We start from the raw sequence: 21,973 nt of genomic DNA, 5'->3' as shown, positions 1-21,973 counted from the left end.
CGCGGGTCCTAGCGGGCCCGGAGCGTGCGGCTGTCGTCGCGGATCTGCCCCACGAGCTCCTCGAGCATGTCCTCCAGGGTGACGATGCCCTCGGCCTTGCCGCGCTCGTCGAGCACGAGGCCGAGGTGGGCCCCGGAGTTCTGCATCAGCGTCAGGGCCGCACGCAGCGGCATGTCCCGGTCGATCGGGGGCAGGGCGCGGATCAGGCACGGGTCGATCGGGGTGTTCCGGGCGGCCTCGTCGATCGCGATGAGGTCCTTGACGTGCACGTACCCGGCGAGCTCCCCGAAGACGTCGAAGACGGGGAACCGGGAGAACCCGCCGGCGGCCACCGTCTCGGCCTGGGCGGGGGTGACTCCGGCGGGCAGGGTGGTGACCCTGCCCAGCGGGATCACGATCCCGGTCACGCTGCGCTCCTCGAAGGTCAGGGCCCCGAGCAGCAGGCGCTCGTCGTTGGCCTCCAGCAGACCGCCGTGGCGGGACTCCTCGACCAGGGCCGCGACCTCGTCGCGCGTGAACACCGAGGTGACCTCGTCCTTGGGCTCCACGCGCAGCAGCCGCAGGATCCCGTTGGCGATGCCGTTGAGCACCCACAGCAGCGGGCGCAGCACGGTGACGATGCCCACCAGGACCGGCGCCAGGACCATGGCCATGCGCTCCGGGCCGGCCAGGGCGATGTTCTTGGGCACCATCTCCCCGAACACCACGTGCAGGTAGGTCACCAGGGACAGGGCGATCGCGAAGGCGATCGGGTGCACGAAGGACTCCGGGACGCCGATCGCGCCGAAGGGCACTTCGAGCAGGTGGGCGATGGCCGGTTCGCTGATGTAGCCGAGGGCCAGGGAGCAGATGGTGATGCCCAGCTGCGCGCCGGCCATCATCAGCGAGACGTTCTCCATGGCTCCCAGGGTCACCTTCGCGGCCCAGGACCCGGACAGCGCCCTGGGCTCGATGATGGTGCGGCGGGCGGAGATCAGGGCGAATTCCGCCCCGACGAAGAACGCGTTGGCGCCCAGGAGCACCACGGTCAGGATCAGGCCGGTGACCTCGCTCATCGGGTCACCTCCTGGCTGTGCGCGGCGGCTTCCACGGCGCGGCCCTCCGGGGCGCCGGCGGGGGTCGTCCCGTCACCGGGACGGTGGACGTGGGCGTGCAGCTCGGTGATGCGGTGGGCGTCCAGCGCGGTGACCTCGAAGGTGATCGTGGCCTCCGGTTCTCCGGGCACGGGGGTGGCCGCCACCGTGACCCGGTCCCCGACCTCGGCCAGACGGCCCAGGTGCAGGGTCACGAGCCCGGCGAGGGTCTCGTAGTCCTCGTGCTCGGGGACCGTCACCGCGAGGTGCTCGGCGGCCTCGTCCGGGCGCAGGGCCGCCGAGAGGTCCCAGGACCCGTCCGGCTCCACCGTGACGGGTTCGGGCTCGGGGTCGTGCTCGTCGCGGACCTCTCCGACGAGCTCCTCGACCAGGTCCTCCAGGGTGACCAGCCCGGCGGTGTCGCCGAACTCGTCGATCAGCACCGCCATCTGCAGGCCTCCGGCGCGCAGGGTGTCCATCAGCTCGTCCAGGGCCACCGTGTCCGGGACGAAGGTGACCTCGTCCATGACCTCGTCCACGGTCACGGCGGTCCTCTCGCGGTAGGGCACAGCCAGGCCGTGGCGCACGTGCACCTGGCCCAGGACCGCTCCCTCCCCGGCGTCGAGGACGGGGAAGCGTGAGTGCCCCGAGGTCTTGGCCGTGGCCAGCATCTCGTGCACGGACGCGTCCGGGGCCAGGGTGGTCATCTGACCCCGGGGGGTCATCACGTCGTGGGCGCGGCGGTCGCCGAAGGCGAAGGAGCGCTCGACCAGCTCGGCGGTGGCTGCGGCCAGCGCCCCCCGCTCGGCGGAGTGGCGCACCAGCCCGGCGAGCTCCTGGGGGGAACGGGTCGAGGCCAGCTCCTCCTGCGGCTCGACCCCGAGGGCGCGCACGATGCGGTTGGCGTTGCCGTTGAACAGCCGGATCGGCCAGGCCAGGGCCTTGGTGAAGCCGCGCTGGAACCCGCTCACCGCACGGGCGGTGGCCAGTGGCCTGGAGATGGCCAGGTTCTTGGGCACCAGCTCCCCGAAGATCATGGTCAGGCCGGTCGCCAGCACCAGCGCCAGGGCGATGGAGGTGGAGCGTGCCGCCACCGGGGACAGCCCGGCGTCGGTGAGCGGGCCCACGATCAGGGCGGCGATGGCCGGCTCGGCCAGGAACCCGATGCCCAGGTTCGTCACGGTGATGCCCAGCTGCGCCCCGGAGAGCTGCGTGGACAGCGTCTTCATCGCCCGCAGCACCCCGCTCGCACGGCGGTCGCCGGTGGCCGCTGCGGCCTCGACGTCGTTGCGGTTGACGGTGATCAGCGAGAACTCGGCGGCCACGAAGGCCCCGCAGGCGGCGATCAGGGCCACCCCGACGAGGATCGACAGGACTTCCATCAGCCCCACCACCTCGTCACATCTGCACGGCCCGAAGGCCGGGGTCTGTCACAGGGCGCGTCGCAGTGGGCGCTCATGATCTCCGTATCTCACTCGTGCACAGGGCGGCCCAGCTCCAGGCCGCAGGAACCAGAGAATCTAGCAACCCCAACCATGAGAAGCCTGGGAAAGATGAGAATTCTGTGAGTTCCGGCCCGGCCCACCACTAAGCTCGGGGCCGTGACCGGACTCAGCGGAGCGGCTCTGCTCGAAGTCGCCAGCGCCGCCGCCACCAACACCGGTCTGGCCCTGCTGGCGGCGGCCCTGATCATCCGCTGCCTGCACGCCCGGTGGCACCGGACCGAGGCGATCCACGTCCTCCGGGACGGGACGCACTGCCTGCGCTGGCACACCACCCGCTACGAGATCCACGAGGAGCCCTGGCACCCTCCGCCGGTGACCGCGCCCACTCCCGGGACCGATGTGGTCGTCTGGTTCCACTCCCTGCACCCGGAGCAGTGGAGGCTGAGCACCCCGCACCGCCCGGCCTGGGTGCTGGCGGTCTGCGGGACGGGCCTCGTGCTCCTGGGGCTGCTGATGCCGGTGCTGCAGTAGGCCGTCCCCGCAGCACGCCGTGAGCCGCTGCCACCGAGCTGCCGTCTCCCGGCACCACCGCGGTTCCCCGGCTGCGCCGAGCGTGCCGGAGCGGGACCGGGCACCGGCGGCGTAGCGTAGAGCGTCCGGGCGCGACCGCCTCGTCGTCGTCCCACCGCCCCGCCGCACCGCTAGGAGACATCGCCCGTGGAACCCCTGCCGCTGGAGCCCCTCACCCGCTTCCTGACCGTGGAGCACGCCGCGGACCTCTCCGGGCTGGCCGCGCGCATCCCGGGCTCTGGCTTCCTCTGCTTCTACCCCAACGACGAGGAGTACACGGGCTTCGTCGACGCGACGGGCCGGCTGTGGCTGCGCGGCGACGACGCCACCCCCGCCCGGGAGCTGCTGGAGGTGCTCGAGCCGCCGTTCCGGATCGCCTATCCGGTGGCCCCTGCCGTCACCGGCGACGAGGAGGCGATCGTCTCCGCCGGGGTGCTGCAGACCCCCGAGGAGCTGGAGGCCTACCGGGCCCGCTTCGCCGACGTCGAGGGCGAGGCGGACCTCGACCACCAGGCCCACGCCGTGGACGCCGTCGGCCAGCACTGGACCCTGATGGCCGGCACCGAACCGGGGGAGGTGCTGGCCCTGTGCTTCGGCCGGGACGAGGCGGGCGTGCCGTTCTCCGAGCAGACCACCTTCACCGCGGAGTCCCTGCCCCTGCCGGTCACCGTGGTGGAGCTCGACTGAACTCAGGCCCCCGGTGCCCGTGCGGGATTCCCCTGTCCGGGCGTGACCGGTCAGGCGGCGTCCGGGGCCGCGGCGGTCTCCTGAAGGGCGCCGGCGGCCGCGAGCGCCGCGCGGACGGTGCCGAGGTTCGCCGCCGTTTCGGCCAGGGCGCCGTCCACGGTGGCGGCGGCGTGGAGCTCCGCGGCCGCGTGCAACCGGGCCTGCGTGCCGTGCAGGTGGACGCTGCGCAGGACCGGCACCCACTGGCCGTGCCCGGCGGCGTCGGTCCAGCCCACGAGGCCCGCGAAGGCCCCGCGGGGCCGCGGCTCGAGCTCACGGATCAGGGACAGGGCCTCCCGGTCCGGGGCGCCGCAGCCGGCGGCGGCACGGTGCAGCGCCACCGCCGCGTGCAGCGCGCTGGTGCCCCGGTGCAGCCGGCCGGTGAGCCGGGTCGCGAGGTGCCAGGCGGCGTCGGTGCCCAGCACGCTGGGCTGCCCGGGCACGTCCAGGGACGCGGCGTGCGGGGCCAGGCGGCGGGCCAGGTGCTCGACGACGTGCTGGTGCCGCCGGCGCGCGGCGGGGGAGCGCAGCAGGGACTGCTGGGCGGCCGCGTCGCCCGAGACCGTGAGGTGGCGCGCGGCGCAGCCGGTGTGGGGATGGGCGGCGAAGCCGGTCGGCCGCACCTGGGCCGTCAGCTCCGGGCCCGCACCGAGGACCGGGCCGCCGCCCCGCGGGCGCACCAGGAAGGCGTGGCCGCCCGGGGCGCGGGCCACCAGCTCCTCCCACAGCCGGTCCAGGTCCACGGGGGCGGGGAGCTGGAGGTCCAGCGCGCGGGCCAGCACCAGGTGCTGGGCGGCGCCGCGGCCGATGCGGTCCAGGGCCTCGGCGAGCGCCTCACGGTGGTCGGGATCCGGCGCCGGGGCGGAGGGCACGAGCTGCCGCGCCGGGGGCACGGGGATCGTGGGCGCCGGGCGGGGCGCCCACGCGGGCCGCTCGGCGAGGAACAGGTCGGCCGGCTCGTCCGGGTCGAAGGGGATGGCGCCGCACACCACCGGACGGGCGGCACCGCGGCCCCGGTCGCCGGACACCTCGCGGGTGACCTCGTCGAGGCGGGCCAGGACCGCGTCGACGACGCCGTCCGTGATCCGTTCCGCGGGCAGCTCCCGGTCGCGACGGGCGAGAAGGATCCCGTGGCGGCCCGCGAACGCGAAGTCGCCGTCGACGCCGGGACCCCGTGCGTCGCCCCGGTGGAGGGGTGCGGGCGCACCGGCGGGGAGCGTGGTTCCACGGAGCATGGGCGGGGCCTTCGGTCGAGCGGATCGGGGCAGGTTAGGGGACCCTTAGTCGTGCGTGGCTCGACTGTAGCAGTCCGCTCCGGATTAGCTGACACATCTCTGCCGTAATTCGGCCGACAAGGCCGCGCGCGAGGAAGCTCCTGTCCCTGGGCCACCGGGACCCGGTGGACGTCGGGGGCCTCCCCGGGCCGGTGGCCGCTACGGGCGGCGGCGGGTCTCGGCGACGGCCAGGAGACCGCCGACCAGGAACACCACGGTGGCGCCCAGCACGACCAGCAGCGGAACGGTCCACCCCCCGGTGCCGGAGTTCAGTGCGCCGACCAGGGGCGGGCCGATCGTCGCGGCGAGGTAGCCGCTGCCCTGGATGCGGGCGGAGGTCCCCGCGGCCTCGGCGTCGGTCCGCACGATGCGCGCGACGATCGAGAAGATCGTGGTGAAGCCCCCGCCCTGGGCGACGCCGCCGATGGCGGACCAGACGAGGTAGCCCTCGGGGGCGATCAGCAGCCCGACGGGCAGGGTGATCCACAGCACCCCGATGAGGGTTACCGGCACCCACGCCGGGGTGCGGGCGGCCAGCAGGGGCACTCCCAGGGCCCCGGCGATCGCGGCGACCTGGAACAGGGACGCGCCGGCCCCGGAGGCCGCCAGGCTCAGCCCGCGGGTGTCGGCCAGCAGGGTCGGCAGCCAGGCGGTGACGGAGTAGTAGGAGAGGGCCTGCCCGCAGAAGGCGAAGGTCAGCCACCAGCCGATGCGCCGGATCTGCGTGGTGCCTCGGGCCTGCCGCAGCGCCCCGGTGGCCGTGTCAGGTTCGGCGGGCGTGGGGGTGGTGTGCGGCGTGCCGGCCCGGCGGCGCGCCACGACCAGCCAGAAGCCCAGCGCCGCCAGCGTCAGCACGCTCCAGGCGGCCAGCGCCCAGCGCCAGCCGACCACCGCGGCCAGCGGGGCGGTGCCCAGAGCGGTGATCATCGACCCCACGTTGAGCGAGGCCGTGTAGGCGGCGGTCACCACGGGGATCCGGCGCCAGGGGACGTCGCGGCGGATGATCACCGGGACCACGATGTTGCCGATGGCGATCGCGGCGCCGATGACCACGGTGCCGGCCAGGACCACCGGAGCGGGGCCGGCAGAGCGGATCACGGTCCCGGCCAGCACGCCCGTGAGGCACACCAGGACCGCCGCCTCCGGCCCGAAGCGTCCGATCAGCTTCGACGCCAGCGGGGTGGCCAGCGCGAAGAGCAGCACCGGCAGGCCCGTGAGCAGACCCGCGGTCGCCGCCGAGAGGCCGAGGTCGGACTGGAGCTGCGTGATCACGGGGGTCGGGGCGATGATCGGCCCGCGCAGGCTGAGCGCGACGAGCACGATGCCGACGACGACCCACGGCAGGGCACGCGCGGGCACGGAGCGCTGGCTCATCTCGGTCCTCCCCGACAGTGCAGTGATCTGGTGCAGTGGTCTCCTGCCGGCGGGGCAGGTGCTTCCGCCAGCCTGCCAGATTACCGCCGCACGTCGGGACGGCACTCCCGCCTAGGATGGCCGGTATGTCTGAGATCACCCGGTTGCTGAACACCGCCTCGGTCCGCCTCGACGCGGTGGCGGACGACTGGCGCGGCGCCATCGCGCTGGCCGGCGAGCTGCTCGAGCAGCAGGGCGCCGCCGGCGCGGAGTACACGCGGGCCATGATCACCAGCGTCGAGGAGAACGGCCCGTACATCGTGGTCGCCCCGGGGTTCGCCTTCGCCCACGCCCGGCCATCGGAGGCCGTGCACCGCACCGCGATGTCCTGGGTCCGGCTCGCCCGGCCGGTCGAGTTCGGGCACGCGGCGAACGACCCCGTGACCCTCGTCGTCGCCCTCTCCGCGACGGACCGGAACGAGCACCTGCAGGCCATGCGGACGCTGGCCACGCTGCTGGGCTCGCCGGGGACCCGGGCCGCGCTGGACGGGGCGAGGACCCCGGAGGGGGTGCTCGCCGTCCTGTCGGCGGGCGCCCCGGAACGGCCCGCGGAAGCGGCGCCGTCCGCGGAACCGGCACCGACGACGACGGAGGCGGCCGCGGACAGCCGCAACAAGATCCTCACCGTCTGCGGCAACGGGCTCGGCACCAGCCTGTTCCTGAAGAACACCCTGGAGCAGGTGCTCGACCACTGGGGGTGGAGCAAGTACCTCACGGTCGAGGCGACCGACACCATCTCGGCCCGCGGCAAGGCCAAGGAGGCGGACCTGATCCTCACCTCCGGCGAGATCGCCCGCACCCTCGGGGACGTCGGCGTCCCCGTGAAGGTGATCGAGAACTTCACCAGCACCACCGAGCTCGACGCCGCCCTGCGTGAGCTCTACGACGTCTAAGGCAGGCAATCCGTGAACTGGCTCGTCAGCATCCCCGAGTTCCTGGTCAGCGAGATCCTCGCCGTCCCGGCGTTCCTCATCGGCATCATCACCGCCGTGGGCCTGGCCGCCCTGCGCAAGAGCACCGGCCAGATCATCGGCGGCGCCATCAAGGCGACGCTCGGCTTCCTGCTGATCGGCGCCGGCGCCACCCTCGTCGTCGCCTCCCTGGAGCCCCTGGGAGCCATGATCCTGGGCGCCACCGGCGCCCAGGGCGTGATCCCCACCAACGAGGCCATCGCCGGGATCGCCCAGGCCGAGTACGGGGCCCAGGTCGCGTGGCTGATGATCCTCGGCTTCGCCGTGAGCCTCCTGCTCGCCCGCTTCACCCCGCTGCGCTACGTCTTCCTGACCGGCCACCACGTCCTGTTCATGGCCACGATGCTGACCATCATCCTCGCCACCGCCGGGTACGACAGCTGGGTGACCGTGCTGCTCGGCGCCGTGCTCCTCGGCATCCTCATGGTCTCCCTCCCGGCGCTCGCCCACCCGTGGACCCGCAGGATCACCGGCGACGACAGCGTGGCCATCGGGCACTTCGGCACCGCCGGATACATCGCCGCCGGAGCCGTGGGGCAGGTCGTGGGAAAGCGGAGCCGGTCCACCGAGGACACGAAGCTGCCGGAGGGGCTGCGCTTCCTCCGCGACTCCATGGTGGCCACCGCGCTGTCCATGGCCCTGATGTACGTGGTCCTCGCCGTGCTCTTCCTCGCCCGGGCCGGGACCGAGGAGGCCTTCACCGCGTTCGAGGGCGGCGCCACCGGGGTGGGCAACTACCTCATGATGTCGATCACCCAGGGCCTGCAGTTCGGCGTGGCCGTCGCCGTGATCCTCTTCGGCGTGCGCACCATCCTGGGCGAGCTCGTCCCGGCCTTCCAGGGCATCGCCGCCAAGGTCGTCCCCGGGGCCATCCCGGCGCTCGACGCCCCGATCGTCTTCCCCTACGCGCAGAACGCCGTGCTCCTGGGCTTCATCGCCAGCTTCGTGGGCGGCCTGATCGGGCTGCTCGTCCTCTCCGTCTGGCTCAACCCCGCCATCGGCCTCGCCCTGATCCTGCCGGGGCTCGTCCCCCACTTCTTCACCGGCGGCGCGGCCGGCGTCTACGGCAACGCGACCGGAGGACGCCGCGGCGCCCTCGCCGGCGGCTTCGTCAACGGGCTGCTCATCACGTTCCTGCCCGCGTTCCTGCTGTCCGTCCTGGGCGCCTTCGGCGACGAGAACACCACCTTCGGCGACGCCGACTTCGGCTGGTTCGGGATCGCCGTGGGCTCCGCCGCCAAGATCGGGTCCGTCGGCGGCATCGTGGTCATCGCGCTGATCGGGCTCGGGGTGCTGGCGCTGGCGATCGTGGTCCAGCGCAAGGTGGTCGACACCCGCTGGGACCCTGCCGCCGGCCGTGCCTGGCCCGGGTCCGCGGGCGCTCCGGAGACCGCGGACGCTGCGGCGGGTCCTTCCCGCACGTTCCCCAGGATCGCGCCGCCCAAGGGCGCACCCGCACCGCCGCCGCCTCCGCGCTGATCCGCCGGCCCGGGACCATCGAGCGCCCGCCCGTCGGCCGGGGATCGCCCGGTGGCCGCCCGGCGCACCACCGGGTCAGGAGTTGCGGCCCCGCGCGGCCACGGTCCAGCGCTCCAGCAGCGCCCCGTCGCGCACCACGGCCACGTCGTCGACCAGGTTCATGGTGAGGCACACGTGGTTGGGGATCACGCGCAGGCGCTCGCCGAGGGCGGGCAGCGGGGCGTCCTCGGGCCAGACGACGGTGGCGTGGTGCTCCGACAGGGCGGTGATCCGGGCGTCCGGGTGGTCCATCAGCCGCCCGCAGCCGGTGGCCCAGGCGGGCCGGTCGCTGCCGAGGACCTTGCTGCCGGCGTCGAGGACGACCCGCCGCGGCACCTCGTGCCCGCCTCCGGCCCCGCCCTCGTGCCGGCTGACCACGGTCGCGGCCACGGTCAGGGCGATGTCCTCGAGGGCGCACCGGCCGAGCTCCAGCTGCTGGGCGTCACCGAAGACGTAGACCCCGGGCCGCACCTCCGTGGCCGCGGCGCTGTCGGTCAGCAGGGCGCTGGGCGTGGAGCCGCCGCTGCGGCGCAGCACTTCGAAGCCCGCGGCCTCCAGCTGCGCGGCCGCCCGCTGCAGGGCCTGCTGCTCCTGCGCGGCGGCCTCGACCGGCATGCCCGGGGCGTAGCTGTGGCCGGGGAAGGTGAAGACGCCCTCGACGCGCAGCCCGGCACGGGCCGCGGCCCGGGCGACGTCCGCGGCGGCGTCCGGATGCACACCGCTGCGGTGGTGGCCGCTGTCGATCTCCACGAGCACGGCGACGTCCCCCGCGGCGTCCCCCAGCTGCCCGCCCATGGCCGCGGCGGCCTCGGCCGAGTCCACCCCGACGCTGATCCGGGCCGCGGCGCTCAGCCGGCGCAGGCGCTCCGCCTGCCGCGGGCCGACCCACAGCGGATACGCGACGAAGAGGTCGCGGGCCCCGTGCGCGGCGAAGACCTCGGCCTCCCCGAGCGTGGCCACGGTCAGTCCGATCGCGCCCGCGGCGAGCTGCAGCGCCGCGATCTCCGGGACCTTGTGCGTCTTGGCGTGCGGGCGCAGCCGCAGCCCCCGCTCGCGCACGGCCGCGGCCATCCGCTCGATGTTCCGCTCCAGCACGTCCCGGTCGATCAGGACGTCCGGGGTGTCGACTTCTTCGGGGATGCGGGGCATGGGGCTCCTTGTGCCGGGGCGACGGTGGATCGGTGGTCAGGGAGTCGCTGCGTCGTCAGGCCCGCCGTCGTCGTTCAGGGCCCGCACCGCCTCGTCGTCCCCCAGGATCAGGCTCAGCAGACGGGCCACCGCGCGGTTGTTGCTGGTCTCGTTCCAGGCGACGTGCAGATCGGCCCGGTTCAGGTCCGCCAGGCCCGCAGGACCGGTCAGCTCCTCGAAGACCACTCCCGGGGGTGAGAAGTCCATGGCCGAGGCCGGTACCAGGCTCACCCCGAGTCCGGCCGCCACGAAGGCCAGCAGAGCGGGGACCTGGCTGGCGAGCTGGGTGACCACCGGATGAGCTCCGGCGCTCTCGTAGAGCCGCATGACCAGGTCGTGGAAGTACCGGGCCTCGGACGTCGAGTACATCATCAGGGGCAGGCCGTCGAGCTCCCGCATCCGCACGCCGCGCCCGGTGGCCAGGAAGTGGCCGTCCGGGAAGGCCGCCACGAGCCGGTCCTCCATGTGGGGCCGGGTCACCACGCCGGAACGGTTCACGATCGGGCGGAGGAGGCCGATGTCGATGGTGCCCCGCGAGAGGGCGTCCATCTGGTCCACGGAGACGGCCTCCCGCAGCACCAGGTGCACGCCCTCCATGTGCCGGCGCGCGAGCCGCAGGATGCCCGGCAGGCTGGACTGGCCGGCGATGGCGGTGTAGCCGATCACGATGGAGCCGGCATCGCCCGTCGCCACCCGCCGCACGTCCAGCTCGGTCTTGGCGCACAGGTCCAGGATCTGCCGGGCGCTCGGCAGCAGCGTCTGACCGGCCTCCGTGAGCTGGACCTTCCGGCTGCTGCGCTTGAAGAGCTGGGCGTCGAGCTCACGCTCCAGCAGCTGGATCTGCCGGCTCAGCGGCGGCTGCGTCATGTTCAACCGCGCCGCCGCGGCGCCGAAGTGGAGCTCCTCGGCCACCGCCACGAAGGACTCGAGCTGGATCAGCGAGTACATCAATCCACTCCTTGAATGATTGAGTGCCTATTTTAGCTTGGACAGGCATGGTCAGGGCTCTCTAGCGTGGGAAGGGCCGACGGCCCGTCTCTGGGGCCGTCCCAGGAGAGGACCACCCGAGATGCACTTCAGCCAAGAGGCCCACGACTCCGCGGAGCCCTCACCGCACCTCCGGCAGACGGTCATCACGGGGGTCACCGTGACCCCCGTGGCGTTCACCGATCCGCCGCTGCTGAACACGGTGGGCGTGCACGAACCGGTCGCGCTTCGTGCGATCCTGCAGATCTCCACCGACGCCGGCGTCACCGGGCTGGGCGAGACCTACGGGGACGCGGGGCACCTGGACCGCTTGCGCCTGGCGGCCGAGGCCGTCGTGGGCGCGGACCCCTTCAACACCAACGACCTGCGGGCCCGGGTGACCCGTGCTCTCGTGGCGGACACCGTCGCGGGCGGCCACGGCATGAGCGGGATGGTCACGGGTTCCTCCACCGCCGATCGCGTGCTCTCTCCCTTCGACGTCGCGGCCCTGGACATCCAGGGCCGGATCCTGGGAGTGCCCGTCAGCGAGCTCCTCGGCGGACGGGTCCGGGACACCGTGCCGTTCAGCGGCTACCTCTTCTACAAGTGGGCCGGGCACCCGGGCGGAGCCGAGGACTCCTGGGGGGAGGCGCTCGACCCGGACGGCATCGTGGCGCAGGCCCGCCGGATGGTGGCCGACTACGGCTTCACGGCCCTCAAGCTCAAGGGCGGGGTCGTGGAACCCGACGCCGAGGCGGAGGCCGTCGAGGCGCTGCGCGCGGAGTTCCCCGGTCTGCCCCTGCGCATCGACCCCAACGCGGCGTGGACGGTCGAGACCTCGGTGCGCATCGGGCGCCGACTGGAGGGGGTCCTCGAGTACCTCGAGGACCCGACGCCCGGCATCGAGGGCATGGCCGCCGTCCGGGGGCGGGTGGGTCTCCCGCTGGCCACCAACATGTGCGTGGTGAGCTTCGCGGACCTGCCGCCCGCGGTCAGGGCCGGAGCCGTGGACGTCGTGCTCTCCGACCACCACTTCTGGGGCGGTCTGCGCCGTTCGCACACCCTGGCCGGCATCGCCGAGACCTTCGGGCTGGGCCTGTCGATGCACTCCAACTCCCATCTCGGGATCAGTCTCGCAGCCATGGTCCACCTCGCCGCCGCCACCCCGAACCTGGACTACGCGTGCGACACGCACTGGCCGTGGAAGGACACCGACGAGGACGTCGTCCAGCCGGGCGTGCTGTCCGTCGCGCAGGGAGCGGTCGCCGTCCCGACCGGCCCGGGGCTCGGCGTCGAGCTCGATCCGGACGGCCTCGAACGCCTGCACCGCCAGTACCTCGACTGCGGTCTCCGCGAGCGCGACGACACCGGCTACATGCGCCGTCTCCACCCCGGCTACGAGCTCGCGAGCCCCCGGTGGTGACCGCGCCGGCCCCCGGCGCGCTGGCCGTGGTCGTCACGGACCCCATCATCAGCCGCTTCGCGGAGCGTCTCACCGCTGCTGCCCCGGAGCACCGGTGGCGGTTCCTGGCGGACGCCCCGGCCGCCGAACGGACCGCAGTGCTCTCCGCCGCCGATGTCGTCGTGTGCTCCCGCCTGGAGCCGACCGAGGCGGCGGCCGCACAGGCGGCCCGCCTGGTGCAGGTGACCGGCGCCGGTCTGGACCGCGTCGCCGTCGAGGCCCTGCCTGAGCGGACGGCGGTGGCGAACACCTTCCACCACGCCCGCCCGATCGCCGAGCACGTGCTCATGTCCGTGCTGGCCCTCTCGCGCCGGCTGCTCCCGGCCGACCGCGAGCTGCGCTCGGGCACGTGGCGCACCATTGCCACCGACCCGGACGTGCCGCTGCACCCGACGCTGGACACGATGACCCTCGGCGTCGTCGGACTCGGCAGCATCGGCCTCGAGACCGTCCGCCTGGCAGAGGCCGTCGGCATGTCCGCAGCCGCGGTCCGGCACCGCCCGGACGCGCCCGTGCCCGACGGCGTGCACCCGCGCTGGGTCGGCGGCCCGGCCGATCTTCCCCGGCTGCTGGCGGAGTCCGACGTCGTCGTCGTCACCGTCCCGCTCTCGGCCGCCACCGAGGGCATGATCGGTGCGGCGGAGCTCACCGCGATGCGGCCGACGGCTCTGCTGGTCAACGTCGCGCGCGGTCCGGTGGTGGACCAGGACGCCCTGTACCGCGCGCTGGTCCGGGGGGACATCGCGGGCGCCGCGATCGACGTCTGGTGGGGCGCCCCCGCCCCGGGCCGCACACCGCCGTCCGACCTGCCGTTCGCGGAGCTGGGCAACGTGCTGCTCACCCCGCACCACTCCGGGCACGCCCGCAGTACGTTCGAGCGCCGCGCCGACGACATCGCGGACAATGTCGTCCGGCTCGCCCGTGGCGAGGAGCTCCGCAACGTGGTGCGCCCCGGGGTGCCGCCCCTCCGCTCACTCCATCAGTAGCCGGGTCACCAGCAGCAGGGCGCCGCCGGCGGAGGCCGTCAGCGCCAGGAGCCGCAACCGGGCGGCGTCCAGCAGGCGGTTCACCCACCGGGAGAGCACGAAGCCGGCGACCACCGCGGGGCTGAGCCCGAGCACCGCGGTCACCACGGCCGGGGTGACGGCCCCCGCCACCACCAGCAGGCCGATGGACACCAGCGAGCCCACGAGGAAGAACGCGCTCATGGTGCCCCTGAGGCGGGCGGGTGGCTGTCCCTGCCAGACGATCGCCATGGGCGCCCCACCGATCGACGTCGCCGTGCCCATCACCCCGGACAGCGCCCCCGCCATCACCAGGTTCCGCTTGCGCGGACCGGGCCGCCACCCCAGGAACGCGGAGCCCACGCCCACCAGGACGCTGCCGGCCACGAGCCACGCCAGGGCGGCGGCCGGCATGACGACCACCAGCCAGGCCCCGAGGACGCTGCCCGGGATCCGTCCGGACAGCGCCCACCCGGCGCCGCGCAGGTCCAGGTCCGCGCGCTCGCGGACCACCACCAGCAGCGTCACCAGCGTGGCCAGCATGATCACGAGCGCGGGCAGCAACGAGGGGTCGACCAGGGCGATGACCGGGGCGGCGACCAGCCCCAGGCCGAACCCGATCGACCCCTGCAGTGCGGCGGCGACGAAGAACGTCGTAGCCAGGACGGCGAAGACGCCGAGGCTCATCCCCTGGAGGACAGCGCTGTGGAGCCGGCTGCGACCGGCTCGGCCATCGGGAAGTAGCACTCCGCCGTGTGCACCACGTCGTCACGCCGGCCCGGCATCGGAAGGGCCGTGCGGCCCGACGAGGAGGCGTCCTGCCGGGGCGGTGCGTCCGTGGCGCAGACGTCCTGGGCCTGCCAGCACCGGGTCCGGAAGCGGCAGCCGGAGGGCGGGTCCAGCGGTGAGGGCAGCTCTCCGCGCAGGACGATCCGTTCCGCCGGGCGCTGCGCCGGATCCAGCTTCGGCGAGGCCGACATCAGCGCGGCGGTGTAGGGGTGGAGAGGGCGCTCGAACACGTCCGCGGTGCGGCCCGTCTCGACGATCCGACCGAGGTACATCACCGCCACGCGGTCCGTCACGTGACGGACCACGGACAGGTCGTGGGAGATGAAGAGGTAGCTGACGCCGAGCTTCTGCTGCAGGTCGTTGAGCAGGTTCAGCACCTGGGCCTGGACGGAGAGGTCCAGCGCGGAGACGGGCTCGTCGAGGATGATCAGTTCCGGGTTCAGCGCCAGCGCCCGGGCGATGCCGATGCGCTGCCGCTGCCCCCCGGAGAACTCCTGGGGAGATTTCTTGGCGTCGGACGGCCGGAGGCCCACCAGCTGGAGCAGCTCGTGCAGCCGGGCGGAGCGCTCCCGGCCGGTGCGGTAGAGGTCCCGGTGGGTGGTCCACGGTTCGGAGATGATCTCCGCGGCCGTCATCCGGGAGTTCAGCGAGGCGAACGGGTCCTGGAAGACCATCTGCACGCGCCGCCGCCAGGCCAGGAGCTCCTTGCCCTTCAGCGCGAAGGGGTCCTGTCCTTCGAAGGCCACCGTTCCGGAGTCAGGACGCTCCAGCAGCATGAGGGTCCGGGCGAGCGTGGACTTCCCGCAGCCGGACTCGCCCACGAGCCCCAGGGTCTCGCCGCGGCCGACGGTCAGGTCGATCCCGTCCAGGGCGCGCAGACGGTTGTGGCCGGAGGCGCTGCGGGCCACGTGGAAGGTCTTGGTGACGTCCCGGACCTCCAGCGCGGCGCCGTGGTCGGAGTGCGGTCGATCCAGCAGTGCGGTCATGACTCGATCCCCTCGGAAACGGTGTCGGTGGCGAGCAGCTCGGAGTAGTGGCAGGCCGCCCGGTGGTCCGGGGCGACCTCGCGCAGGACGGGGCGTTCGGCGCGGCAGCGGGCGGTGACCAGCGGGCAACGGTCCTGGTAGACGCAGCCGGGTGGGATGTTCTTCAGCTCGGGCGGGCTCCCCGGGATGGAGGCCAGGGCGGCGCCGCGCTCCCCGTCCGCCGGCACCGACTCGAGCAGACCCTTGGTGTAGGGGTGGCGGGGGTGGGCGAACACCTCGTCCACGGGTCCGCTCTCGGCCACGGTGCCCGCGTACATCACGGTGACGTCGTCGGCCTCCTCGGCGACGACGGCGAGGTCGTGGGTGATGAGCACGACAGCCATCTCCTCCTCCTCGCGCAGCAACCGCAGCAGCTCCATGATCTGGGCCTGGACCGTGACGTCCAGCGCGGTCGTGGGCTCGTCGGCGATGAGCACGCGCGGCCCGAGCGCCACGGCGGCGGCGATGAGGATGCGCTGGCGCATCCCGCCGGAGAACTGGTGCGGATAGGCGTCCACCCGGTGCTCGGCCTCCGGGATGCCTACCCGGCGCATGAGCGCGATGGCCTCCTTCCGGGCCTGCGCCGCCGAGAGGCCGCGGTGGATGCGGAAGGACTCACCGATCTGGACCCCCACCGGGTACACCGGGTTCAGGGCCGTGAGCGCGTCCTGGAAGACGATGCCCAGCTCCGCTCCGGCGACCTTGCGGCGCTGCTTCGGGGACATGGTCGTCAGTTCCGTGCCGTTCAGCTGGATGCTGCCGCCGGCCACGTGGGCCACGGGATCCAGGAGACCGACGACGGCCTTGGCCGTCATGGACTTCCCGCAGCCCGACTCCCCGAGCAGCGCGCGGGTCCGGCCGGCCCGGACCTCGAAGCCGGCGTCGCTGACGGCGCGGACGGTGCCGGCAGGGGTGCGGATGTCGACGTCGAGCCCGTCGACACGGAGCACCACGGGGTGCTCGACAGCCGGGCGGGTCTCGGTGACGGGGGCGCTCGTGGTCACTTGGACTCCTGGGGATCGGTCCGGACGATGGACTTCTGGCGCTTGGCCAGGGTGAGGCGCCAGCGCTGCGAGGGATCGGTGGCGATCCGCAGCCAGGCGGCCAGCATGTTCGCCGAGATCGCGGTGACCACGATCGCCACACCGGGGAAGATGGAGAGCCACCAGGCCGTCTGCAGGTACTGCCGGCCCTGCGCCACGAGCAGGCCCCAGCTGACGTCGGGCGGCTGGATGCCGATGCCGAGGAAGCTCAGCGAGGACTCGGCGAGCATGACGTAGCAGAACTCGAGCGTGGCCAGCGTCAGGATGGACGGGATGACCACCGGGATCACGTGCCGGCGGATGATCGTGTTGGGCCGGGCCCCGAAGGTCCTGGCGGCGTCGACGAACGTGCGGCTCTGCAGCTCGGCGGACTCGGCCCGTGCCGTTCTGAGATAGATGGGGATGCGCGTGATGGCCAGGATGAGCACGATGTTCGCGATCGAGGGGCTGAAGACGTAGAGCACGACGACGGCGAGCAGCAGCGAGGGGAAGCTCATGATGACGTCGGCCACGCGCATCGAGGCGTTCTCCCGCCACCCCCGGTGGTAACCGGCCCACACGCCCCACAAGGAGCCGATGAGCATGGCGACCAGCACCGCAGGCACGGACACGAGCAGGGTCGTGCGGGTGGCGACGACCAGGCGGGCCAGGAGGGAGCGCCCCAACGAGTCGGAGCCGAGGATGTACTCCCAGCCGTTGGCGGGGTCGAACGGCGGCTTGTTGGCGAACATGAGGTCCTGCCGGGTGTCCAGGGGCCCCATGAGCATCGGTCCGAAGATCGCCGTCAGGAAGACGAGGATCAGGATGACGGCACCGGTGCAGGCGAACTTGTCCCGCAGGAGCATGCGCAACATGCTGGGGTGTCCTGAGCTCCTGTCCTGAGGCGTCGCGGGCGCGGACTCCGCGGGATCCAGCGGTCCGTCCGCCGCCCGTCCGTCCTGGGTGAGCTGACTCATGGGTTTCTCCTATGCCTTGGCGGTGGTCACGGCGCCCGGGACCACGGCGGCTGGAACCGGCGGCTCGGTGGGGACGGAGGGCTTCCTGGAGGTCTTCGGCCCGGAGGCGGCCGGCCGGACGCGGGGGTCCAGCAGCGCGTAGGCCAGGTCGATGACGATGTTCAGGACGAAGATCGCGATGGCGGTCAGCAGCACGCAGGCCTGCAGGACGGCGAAGTCCCGCTGCAGGATCGAGTCGATCATGAGCTTGCCGATGCCGGGCCAGCCGAAGATCGTCTCGACGACCACGGCGCCGTTGATCAGGCCCACGGTGAGGTCTCCGGCCACGGTCAGCGCCGGCGCCGCGGCGTTGCGCAGCGCGTGGCGGGTGACCACCCGGGACTGGGAGGCGCCCTTGCTCCGGGCCAGCTTGATGTAGGGCTCGGAGAGAGCGGAGACCATGGCGCCGCGCACCACCTGGACCAGCGCTCCGAACGGTCGCATGACCAGCGTGGCGATGGGCAGCACCCAGGCGGCGGCTCCTCCCACGCCGGAGGTGGGAACCCACCCCAGCGTGATGGCGAAGATCCAGATGCCGACGATCGCGAGCCAGAAGTCCGGGATGGAGGCCGCGGCCATGGAGGTGAAGCTGGCGATCCGGTCCGCGACCCCGTTGGGCTTCAGGGCGGCCCAGCTGCCCACCAGCACGGCGAGCACGATGGCGAGGACCATGGTGATCGCCGCCAGCTGGAGGGTGGCCGGGAAAGCCCGCAGCGCCATCGCCGCCGCGGACTCGCCCGTACGGAGCGAGGTCCCGAAGTCGAGCTGCAGCACCCCTCCGAAATAGTCCGCCATCTGCACCAGCAACGGCTGGTCCAGCCCGTTGCGGGCCGCGAAGTCGTCACGCATCTGCTGCGTGGCGTTCAGCGGCAGATACAGGCTCGCCGGGTTGCCGGTGAGCCGGGCCAGCGCGAAGACACCGACGATGACGACGGCCAGCGGGATGGCGCTGGAGATGATCCTCTTGCGTAGATAGGTCAGCATGACTTCCCCTGTGTCCTCGTGCGTCTGTCCTCGGGCGTCTGTCCTGGTGTGCCGGCCGCCTACTGCGCGGGCCGCATCTCCGCGAGGCGCAGCTCGTCGCCGGACGAGGAGTTCGGCTCGTACTCGACGTCCGCGGACTTGCCGAGCATGCCGGTCTGGTGCGCGATGTGGGCGAACTGCGTCACGTTCTCGTTCTGGTACTCGAAGACCTTCTCGTAGGCCGCCTGCCGGTCCTCGCCCGTGGCGGCGCCCGCCTCCTCGATCAAGGCGTCCAGCTCCGGGGTGCCGAAGGAGCTCTGGGCGCCGTCGGAGAGCATGTACTGGTCCACGGTGAACGCGGCGTCACCGGCCTGGTTGCCGTGCTGGGTCAGGAGCCCGATGTTGCCCTCGTCCTCGGCGAACGGCCGGACCTGGTAGGTGAGGTGCTGGCTGGTCTCGAGCATCTTGAGGTTGACGTTGAGCCCGGCCTGGCTGAGCTGCTCCTGGAGCACCTGGCCCAGCTCCTCGATCTTCGGGAACTGCGCCGAACGCACCACCAGGCTGATCGGGGCGTCGGTGTTCACGCCGTCGGCCTTGGCCTCGGCGACGAGGCTCTTGGCCTTCTCCGGATCGTAGGGCCAGGCATCGAGGCCCTCGTTGTGGCCGACGACGCCCTCCGGCACGAGCTGCGCGGCCACCTGGTCGCGTCCGCCGTAGAGGCTGGCGACGATGCCCTCCTTGTCGATGGCGAAGTTGACGGCCTCGCGGACCCGCTTGTCGCTGAAGGGGTCCTCGTCGGCGTGCATGCGGATGGCGATGGTCTCGTTGTTGGGGTAGCTGACGCCGAGGTCCCCGATGTTGTCCTCGGGGCTCAGCCCGGTGGCGATGTCCGCCTCGCCGGAGGTGATCATCGCGGCGCGCACGCTGCTCTCGGAGCGCCACTCGTACCGGGCGTTCTGATAGGCCGGCTGCTCGCCCCAGTAGCCGTCGTAGGCGGAGACGGTGATGTTCTGGCCCGGCTGCCACGAGTCGAGCTGGTAGGGGCCGGTGCCGATCGGCTCGCGCACCTTCTCGGTCATGGAGGTCTCGCTGGGCACCACCTCGAGGAAGGACAGCCGCAGAGGCAGGATCGGGTCGGCCTTCGGGGCCGTGACCGTCAGCGTGGTGTCGTCCACGACCTCCACCTCGAGGTCGTCGTCACCGAACACGTAGCCCTCGACGTTGCAGCCGAGGTCCGAGTTGACGGCCCGCTCGATGGTGGCCGCGGCGTCCTCCGCGGTGAAGTCGCTCCCGTCGTGGAAGGTGATCCCCTCCTGGAGCGTGAAGGTCCAGGTCCGGTCGTCCTCGGAGCTCCACTCGGTGGCCAGCTTCGGCTCGAGCTCACCCGTGGTCGGGTTCCGCTCGACGAGCGGCTCGGTGATGGTCGAACGGTCGACCACGCCCGTGCTGGTGAGGTTCGCCTCGCACGGCTCGAGCGTCGGAGGCTCCTGCTGGAGGACCACGCGCAGAGTGTCCGAGGCTTCGCCGGATCCCGCGGCGTTCTCGGAGTTCGCCACGGAGCAGCCGCTCAGCAGCACTCCCGTGCCGAGGGCGGCGGCCGAGAGGGACACCAGTCGGCGGGGGCGGCCGGACTTCGGTGCAGTGGCGGTGGCAGGGCGCGGCAGGTCGAACGTCATGGTGTCCTCCGAGAACGGGAATCGAGCGGTTGCCGGCCTCGACGAGCTCTGGAAAGGGCTGTCCGGCGGCCGGGCGTATGGACAGCGTGGGACCGGCCCCCACGGCGGTCAAGGAGCCGAACGGCCGTGACGGCGCACCGGACGGCCGCGGAGGAGCAGTTCGACGCGGTCGCTGAATGTGACTTCCGCTACATTCCGCGGCGTACGGCAGATCAATGCCTCAACAGCATTGATCCATGCAATCTATGTGTTGGACGGCATTCGATGCGATCCTTACGTTGCACTCATGACCAACTTCGCTCCGGCTGCGGCCGACTCCACCGTCCAGAGCACTGGCGCCGGGATCCTCCAGGTGGGCCCCGTCAATCCCACGGTCCAGGCCGCGCTGGCCTCCGAGTTCGGGGCGGTGCGCCTGCCCGACGCCGCCGGGGAGCGTGAAGCGTTCCTGACGGAGCGCGCGGACGAGGTCCGGATCGCGGTGTGCTCCGGCAAGGTCGGCGTCGACGCGGACCTGATGCGCCGGCTCGGCAACCTCGAGGCGATCGTCAACTTCGGCGTCGGCTACGACGCGACCGACGTGGACCAGGCGGTCGCCCGCGGGATCTCGATCAGCAACACCCCGGACGTGCTCACGGACTGCGTCGCCGACACCGCGCTGGCCCTGTACCTCGACGTGCTGAGGCGGATCTCCGCGGCGGACCGCTACGTCCGGCGCGGGGACTGGGAGGCCCAGGGGCACTTCCCGCTCACCGTGCGCGCCTCCGGGAAGAAGGTGGGCATCCTGGGGCTCGGCCGCATCGGTGGCGCCATCGCCCACCGGCTCGAGGGCTTCGACTGCGAGATCCACTACCACAACCGCAGCCCGGTCGAGGGGAGCGTCTACACCTACCAGCACTCTGCGGAGGAACTGGCCGGGGCGGTCGACGTCCTGGTCGTGGCCGCGGCAGGGGGACCCGCCTCCGTGGGGCTGGTCGGCTCGTCCGTCCTGGACGAGCTCGGGCCCGAGGGGCATCTCATCAACATCGCCCGCGGATCGGTCGTGGACGAGGACGCCCTGGTGGCAGCTCTTCTGGAAGGACGCCTCGGCGGCGCGGGGCTCGACGTCTTCGCCGACGAACCCCGCGTGCCGTCCGCCCTGAAGGACCTGGACAACGTGGTCCTGCTGCCGCATCTGGCCAGCGGAACCGTCGAGACCAGGGGCGACATGGCCGAGCTGACGCTGGCCAATCTGCGCAGCTACCTCGACGACGGCACCCTCCTCACGCCCATCTCCTGAGTCCCGCGCCCCAGGCCTCCCCGGGCCCTGAAAGGAAGTCGACCATGACCATCGCCGTTGGTTTCTCGGACACACCCGAAGGGTCCGCCGCGGTCGGTGCCGCCATCTCCGAAGCCGTCCTGCGGCGCACCGGCGTCTCCCTCTACGACCCGGCCGAGAACGGCACCGTCCAGCACCCGGACCTGCTGGCAGCCCTGCGTGCCGAGGCCGAAGCATCCGGGGTCGCCCTGGAGCTCTGCTCGCTGGGACCGGGCGACGACATGGGCGATGCGCTCATCGACGCCTCCTACCAGCAGGGCGCCCAGATGGTGGTCATCGGCCTCCGCCGCAGATCGCCCGTCGGCAAGCTTCTGCTGGGATCCCTGTCCCAACGGGTGCTGCTCGAGGCCGGGTGTCCCGTGCACGCCGTCAAGGTCAGAGTGGGTCCCCGCGGCTGAGCGCGCCACCACCTCGTCATCCCTCAACTGCCTGCAGCGCCCGCGCAAAGGAAGCCACCTCATGACCCAGTACACGCCCCAGGAACTGGCGGACCAGCTCAAGGACGGCCTGCTGTCCTTCCCCGTCACCGCCTTCGACGCCGACCTGCTCTTCGACGA

General features: G+C 72.5%; 20 protein-coding genes and 1 pseudogene. 9 read left to right on the top strand and 12 right to left on the bottom strand.

Annotated elements, in window-relative coordinates:
• Positions 1-8 precede the first annotated feature (8 nt).
• Complete coding sequence (locus ACYVM4_RS06895) at positions 9-1,055, bottom strand: hemolysin family protein (protein ID WP_368821981.1); 1,047 nt, start codon at positions 1,053-1,055, stop codon at positions 9-11.
• Positions 1,052-2,455 (bottom strand): hemolysin family protein, encoded by a 1,404-nt coding sequence (locus ACYVM4_RS06890; RefSeq protein ID WP_460668051.1) that lies wholly within the window; start codon positions 2,453-2,455, stop codon positions 1,052-1,054. The genes ACYVM4_RS06895 and ACYVM4_RS06890 overlap by 4 nt, the downstream gene beginning before the upstream one ends.
• Before the next feature lie 219 nt (positions 2,456-2,674).
• On the opposite strand from ACYVM4_RS06890, the gene ACYVM4_RS06885 reads away from it, so the two are divergent.
• Positions 2,675-3,049 carry a hypothetical protein gene (locus ACYVM4_RS06885; RefSeq protein WP_460668050.1) on the top strand — a complete coding sequence of 125 codons (375 nt, stop codon included), beginning with the start codon at positions 2,675-2,677 and terminating at the stop codon, positions 3,047-3,049.
• A gap of 186 nt (positions 3,050-3,235) precedes the next feature.
• Positions 3,236-3,775 (top strand): hypothetical protein, encoded by a 540-nt coding sequence (locus tag ACYVM4_RS06880; RefSeq protein ID WP_368833757.1) that lies wholly within the window; start codon positions 3,236-3,238, stop codon positions 3,773-3,775.
• 50 nt (positions 3,776-3,825) lie between these two features.
• Here ACYVM4_RS06880 and ACYVM4_RS06875 read toward each other — a convergent pair whose 3' ends face one another.
• Positions 3,826-5,049 carry a chorismate-binding protein gene (locus tag ACYVM4_RS06875; protein WP_460668049.1) on the bottom strand — a complete coding sequence of 408 codons (1,224 nt, stop codon included), beginning with the start codon at positions 5,047-5,049 and terminating at the stop codon, positions 3,826-3,828.
• 198 nt (positions 5,050-5,247) lie between these two features.
• Positions 5,248-6,462, bottom strand: a complete 1,215-nt coding sequence (locus tag ACYVM4_RS06870; RefSeq protein ID WP_368821986.1) for an MFS transporter — start codon at positions 6,460-6,462, stop codon at positions 5,248-5,250.
• 125 nt (positions 6,463-6,587) lie between these two features.
• Here ACYVM4_RS06870 and ACYVM4_RS06865 point away from each other — a divergent pair, with 125 nt between their 5' ends.
• Together ACYVM4_RS06865 and ACYVM4_RS06860 are read left to right on the top strand one after the other, a co-directional pair.
• Complete coding sequence (locus tag ACYVM4_RS06865; RefSeq protein ID WP_460668048.1) at positions 6,588-7,394, top strand: PTS sugar transporter subunit IIA; 807 nt, start codon at positions 6,588-6,590, stop codon at positions 7,392-7,394.
• A gap of 12 nt (positions 7,395-7,406) precedes the next feature.
• The gene (locus ACYVM4_RS06860; protein WP_460668047.1) at positions 7,407-8,951 is read left to right on the top strand and encodes a PTS ascorbate transporter subunit IIC; all 1,545 of its coding nucleotides are present in this window, start codon (positions 7,407-7,409) and stop codon (positions 8,949-8,951) included.
• A gap of 75 nt (positions 8,952-9,026) precedes the next feature.
• Here the strand turns inward: ACYVM4_RS06860 and ACYVM4_RS06855 are convergent, their stop codons facing one another.
• Positions 9,027-10,139, bottom strand: a complete 1,113-nt coding sequence (locus ACYVM4_RS06855) for an alanine racemase (protein ID WP_460668046.1) — start codon at positions 10,137-10,139, stop codon at positions 9,027-9,029.
• 36 nt (positions 10,140-10,175) lie between these two features.
• Entirely contained in the window at positions 10,176-11,126 is a 951-nt protein-coding gene (locus ACYVM4_RS06850) for a LysR family transcriptional regulator (protein WP_368821990.1), read from the bottom strand.
• A gap of 121 nt (positions 11,127-11,247) precedes the next feature.
• Here ACYVM4_RS06850 and ACYVM4_RS06845 point away from each other — a divergent pair, with 121 nt between their 5' ends.
• Positions 11,248-12,567: a glucarate dehydratase family protein gene (locus ACYVM4_RS06845; RefSeq protein WP_460668045.1), complete on the top strand. Its 1,320-nt coding sequence runs from the start codon at positions 11,248-11,250 to the stop codon at positions 12,565-12,567.
• Positions 12,564-13,592: a 2-hydroxyacid dehydrogenase gene (locus ACYVM4_RS06840; protein ID WP_460668044.1), complete on the top strand. Its 1,029-nt coding sequence runs from the start codon at positions 12,564-12,566 to the stop codon at positions 13,590-13,592. The genes ACYVM4_RS06845 and ACYVM4_RS06840 overlap by 4 nt, the downstream gene beginning before the upstream one ends.
• Here the strand turns inward: ACYVM4_RS06840 and ACYVM4_RS06835 are convergent.
• The 6 genes from ACYVM4_RS06835 to ACYVM4_RS06810 all read right to left on the bottom strand — a co-directional run bounded on the left by ACYVM4_RS06835 (position 13,578) and on the right by ACYVM4_RS06810 (position 20,101).
• Complete coding sequence (locus tag ACYVM4_RS06835) at positions 13,578-14,297, bottom strand: sulfite exporter TauE/SafE family protein (protein WP_368821994.1); 720 nt, start codon at positions 14,295-14,297, stop codon at positions 13,578-13,580. The two genes, ACYVM4_RS06840 and ACYVM4_RS06835, sit on opposite strands and share 15 nt — an antisense overlap.
• A complete protein-coding gene (locus tag ACYVM4_RS06830; protein WP_460668043.1) occupies positions 14,294-15,385 on the bottom strand; it encodes an ABC transporter ATP-binding protein in 1,092 nt (363 codons plus the stop codon). The genes ACYVM4_RS06835 and ACYVM4_RS06830 overlap by 4 nt, the downstream gene beginning before the upstream one ends.
• The gene (locus ACYVM4_RS06825; RefSeq protein ID WP_460668042.1) at positions 15,382-16,428 is read right to left on the bottom strand and encodes an ABC transporter ATP-binding protein; all 1,047 of its coding nucleotides are present in this window, start codon (positions 16,426-16,428) and stop codon (positions 15,382-15,384) included. The genes ACYVM4_RS06830 and ACYVM4_RS06825 overlap by 4 nt, the downstream gene beginning before the upstream one ends.
• Positions 16,425-17,321 (bottom strand): ABC transporter permease, encoded by an 897-nt coding sequence (locus tag ACYVM4_RS06820; protein WP_460668041.1) that lies wholly within the window; start codon positions 17,319-17,321, stop codon positions 16,425-16,427. Before ACYVM4_RS06820 ends, ACYVM4_RS06825 begins: the two co-directional genes overlap by 4 nt.
• Positions 17,322-17,432: 111 nt before the next feature.
• Complete coding sequence (locus ACYVM4_RS06815) at positions 17,433-18,446, bottom strand: ABC transporter permease (RefSeq protein ID WP_368821999.1); 1,014 nt, start codon at positions 18,444-18,446, stop codon at positions 17,433-17,435.
• Positions 18,447-18,505: 59 nt separating this feature from the next.
• Positions 18,506-20,101 (bottom strand): ABC transporter substrate-binding protein, encoded by a 1,596-nt coding sequence (locus ACYVM4_RS06810; protein ID WP_368822000.1) that lies wholly within the window; start codon positions 20,099-20,101, stop codon positions 18,506-18,508.
• 286 nt (positions 20,102-20,387) lie between these two features.
• Here ACYVM4_RS06810 and ACYVM4_RS06805 point away from each other — a divergent pair, with 286 nt between their 5' ends.
• From ACYVM4_RS06805 to ACYVM4_RS06795, 3 genes and pseudogenes are all read left to right on the top strand, one after another.
• Positions 20,388-21,377, top strand: a complete 990-nt coding sequence (locus tag ACYVM4_RS06805) for a 2-hydroxyacid dehydrogenase (protein WP_460668040.1) — start codon at positions 20,388-20,390, stop codon at positions 21,375-21,377.
• A gap of 44 nt (positions 21,378-21,421) precedes the next feature.
• Positions 21,422-21,814, top strand: a complete 393-nt coding sequence (locus ACYVM4_RS06800) for a universal stress protein (RefSeq protein WP_368822002.1) — start codon at positions 21,422-21,424, stop codon at positions 21,812-21,814.
• 61 nt (positions 21,815-21,875) lie between these two features.
• A pseudogene (locus ACYVM4_RS06795) lies at positions 21,876-21,973 on the top strand (5-dehydro-4-deoxyglucarate dehydratase); the annotation flags it as partial.

The sequence above is a fragment of the Kocuria himachalensis genome, from assembly GCF_054784195.1.
This window is presented reverse-complemented; position numbering and strand designations above follow the sequence as displayed.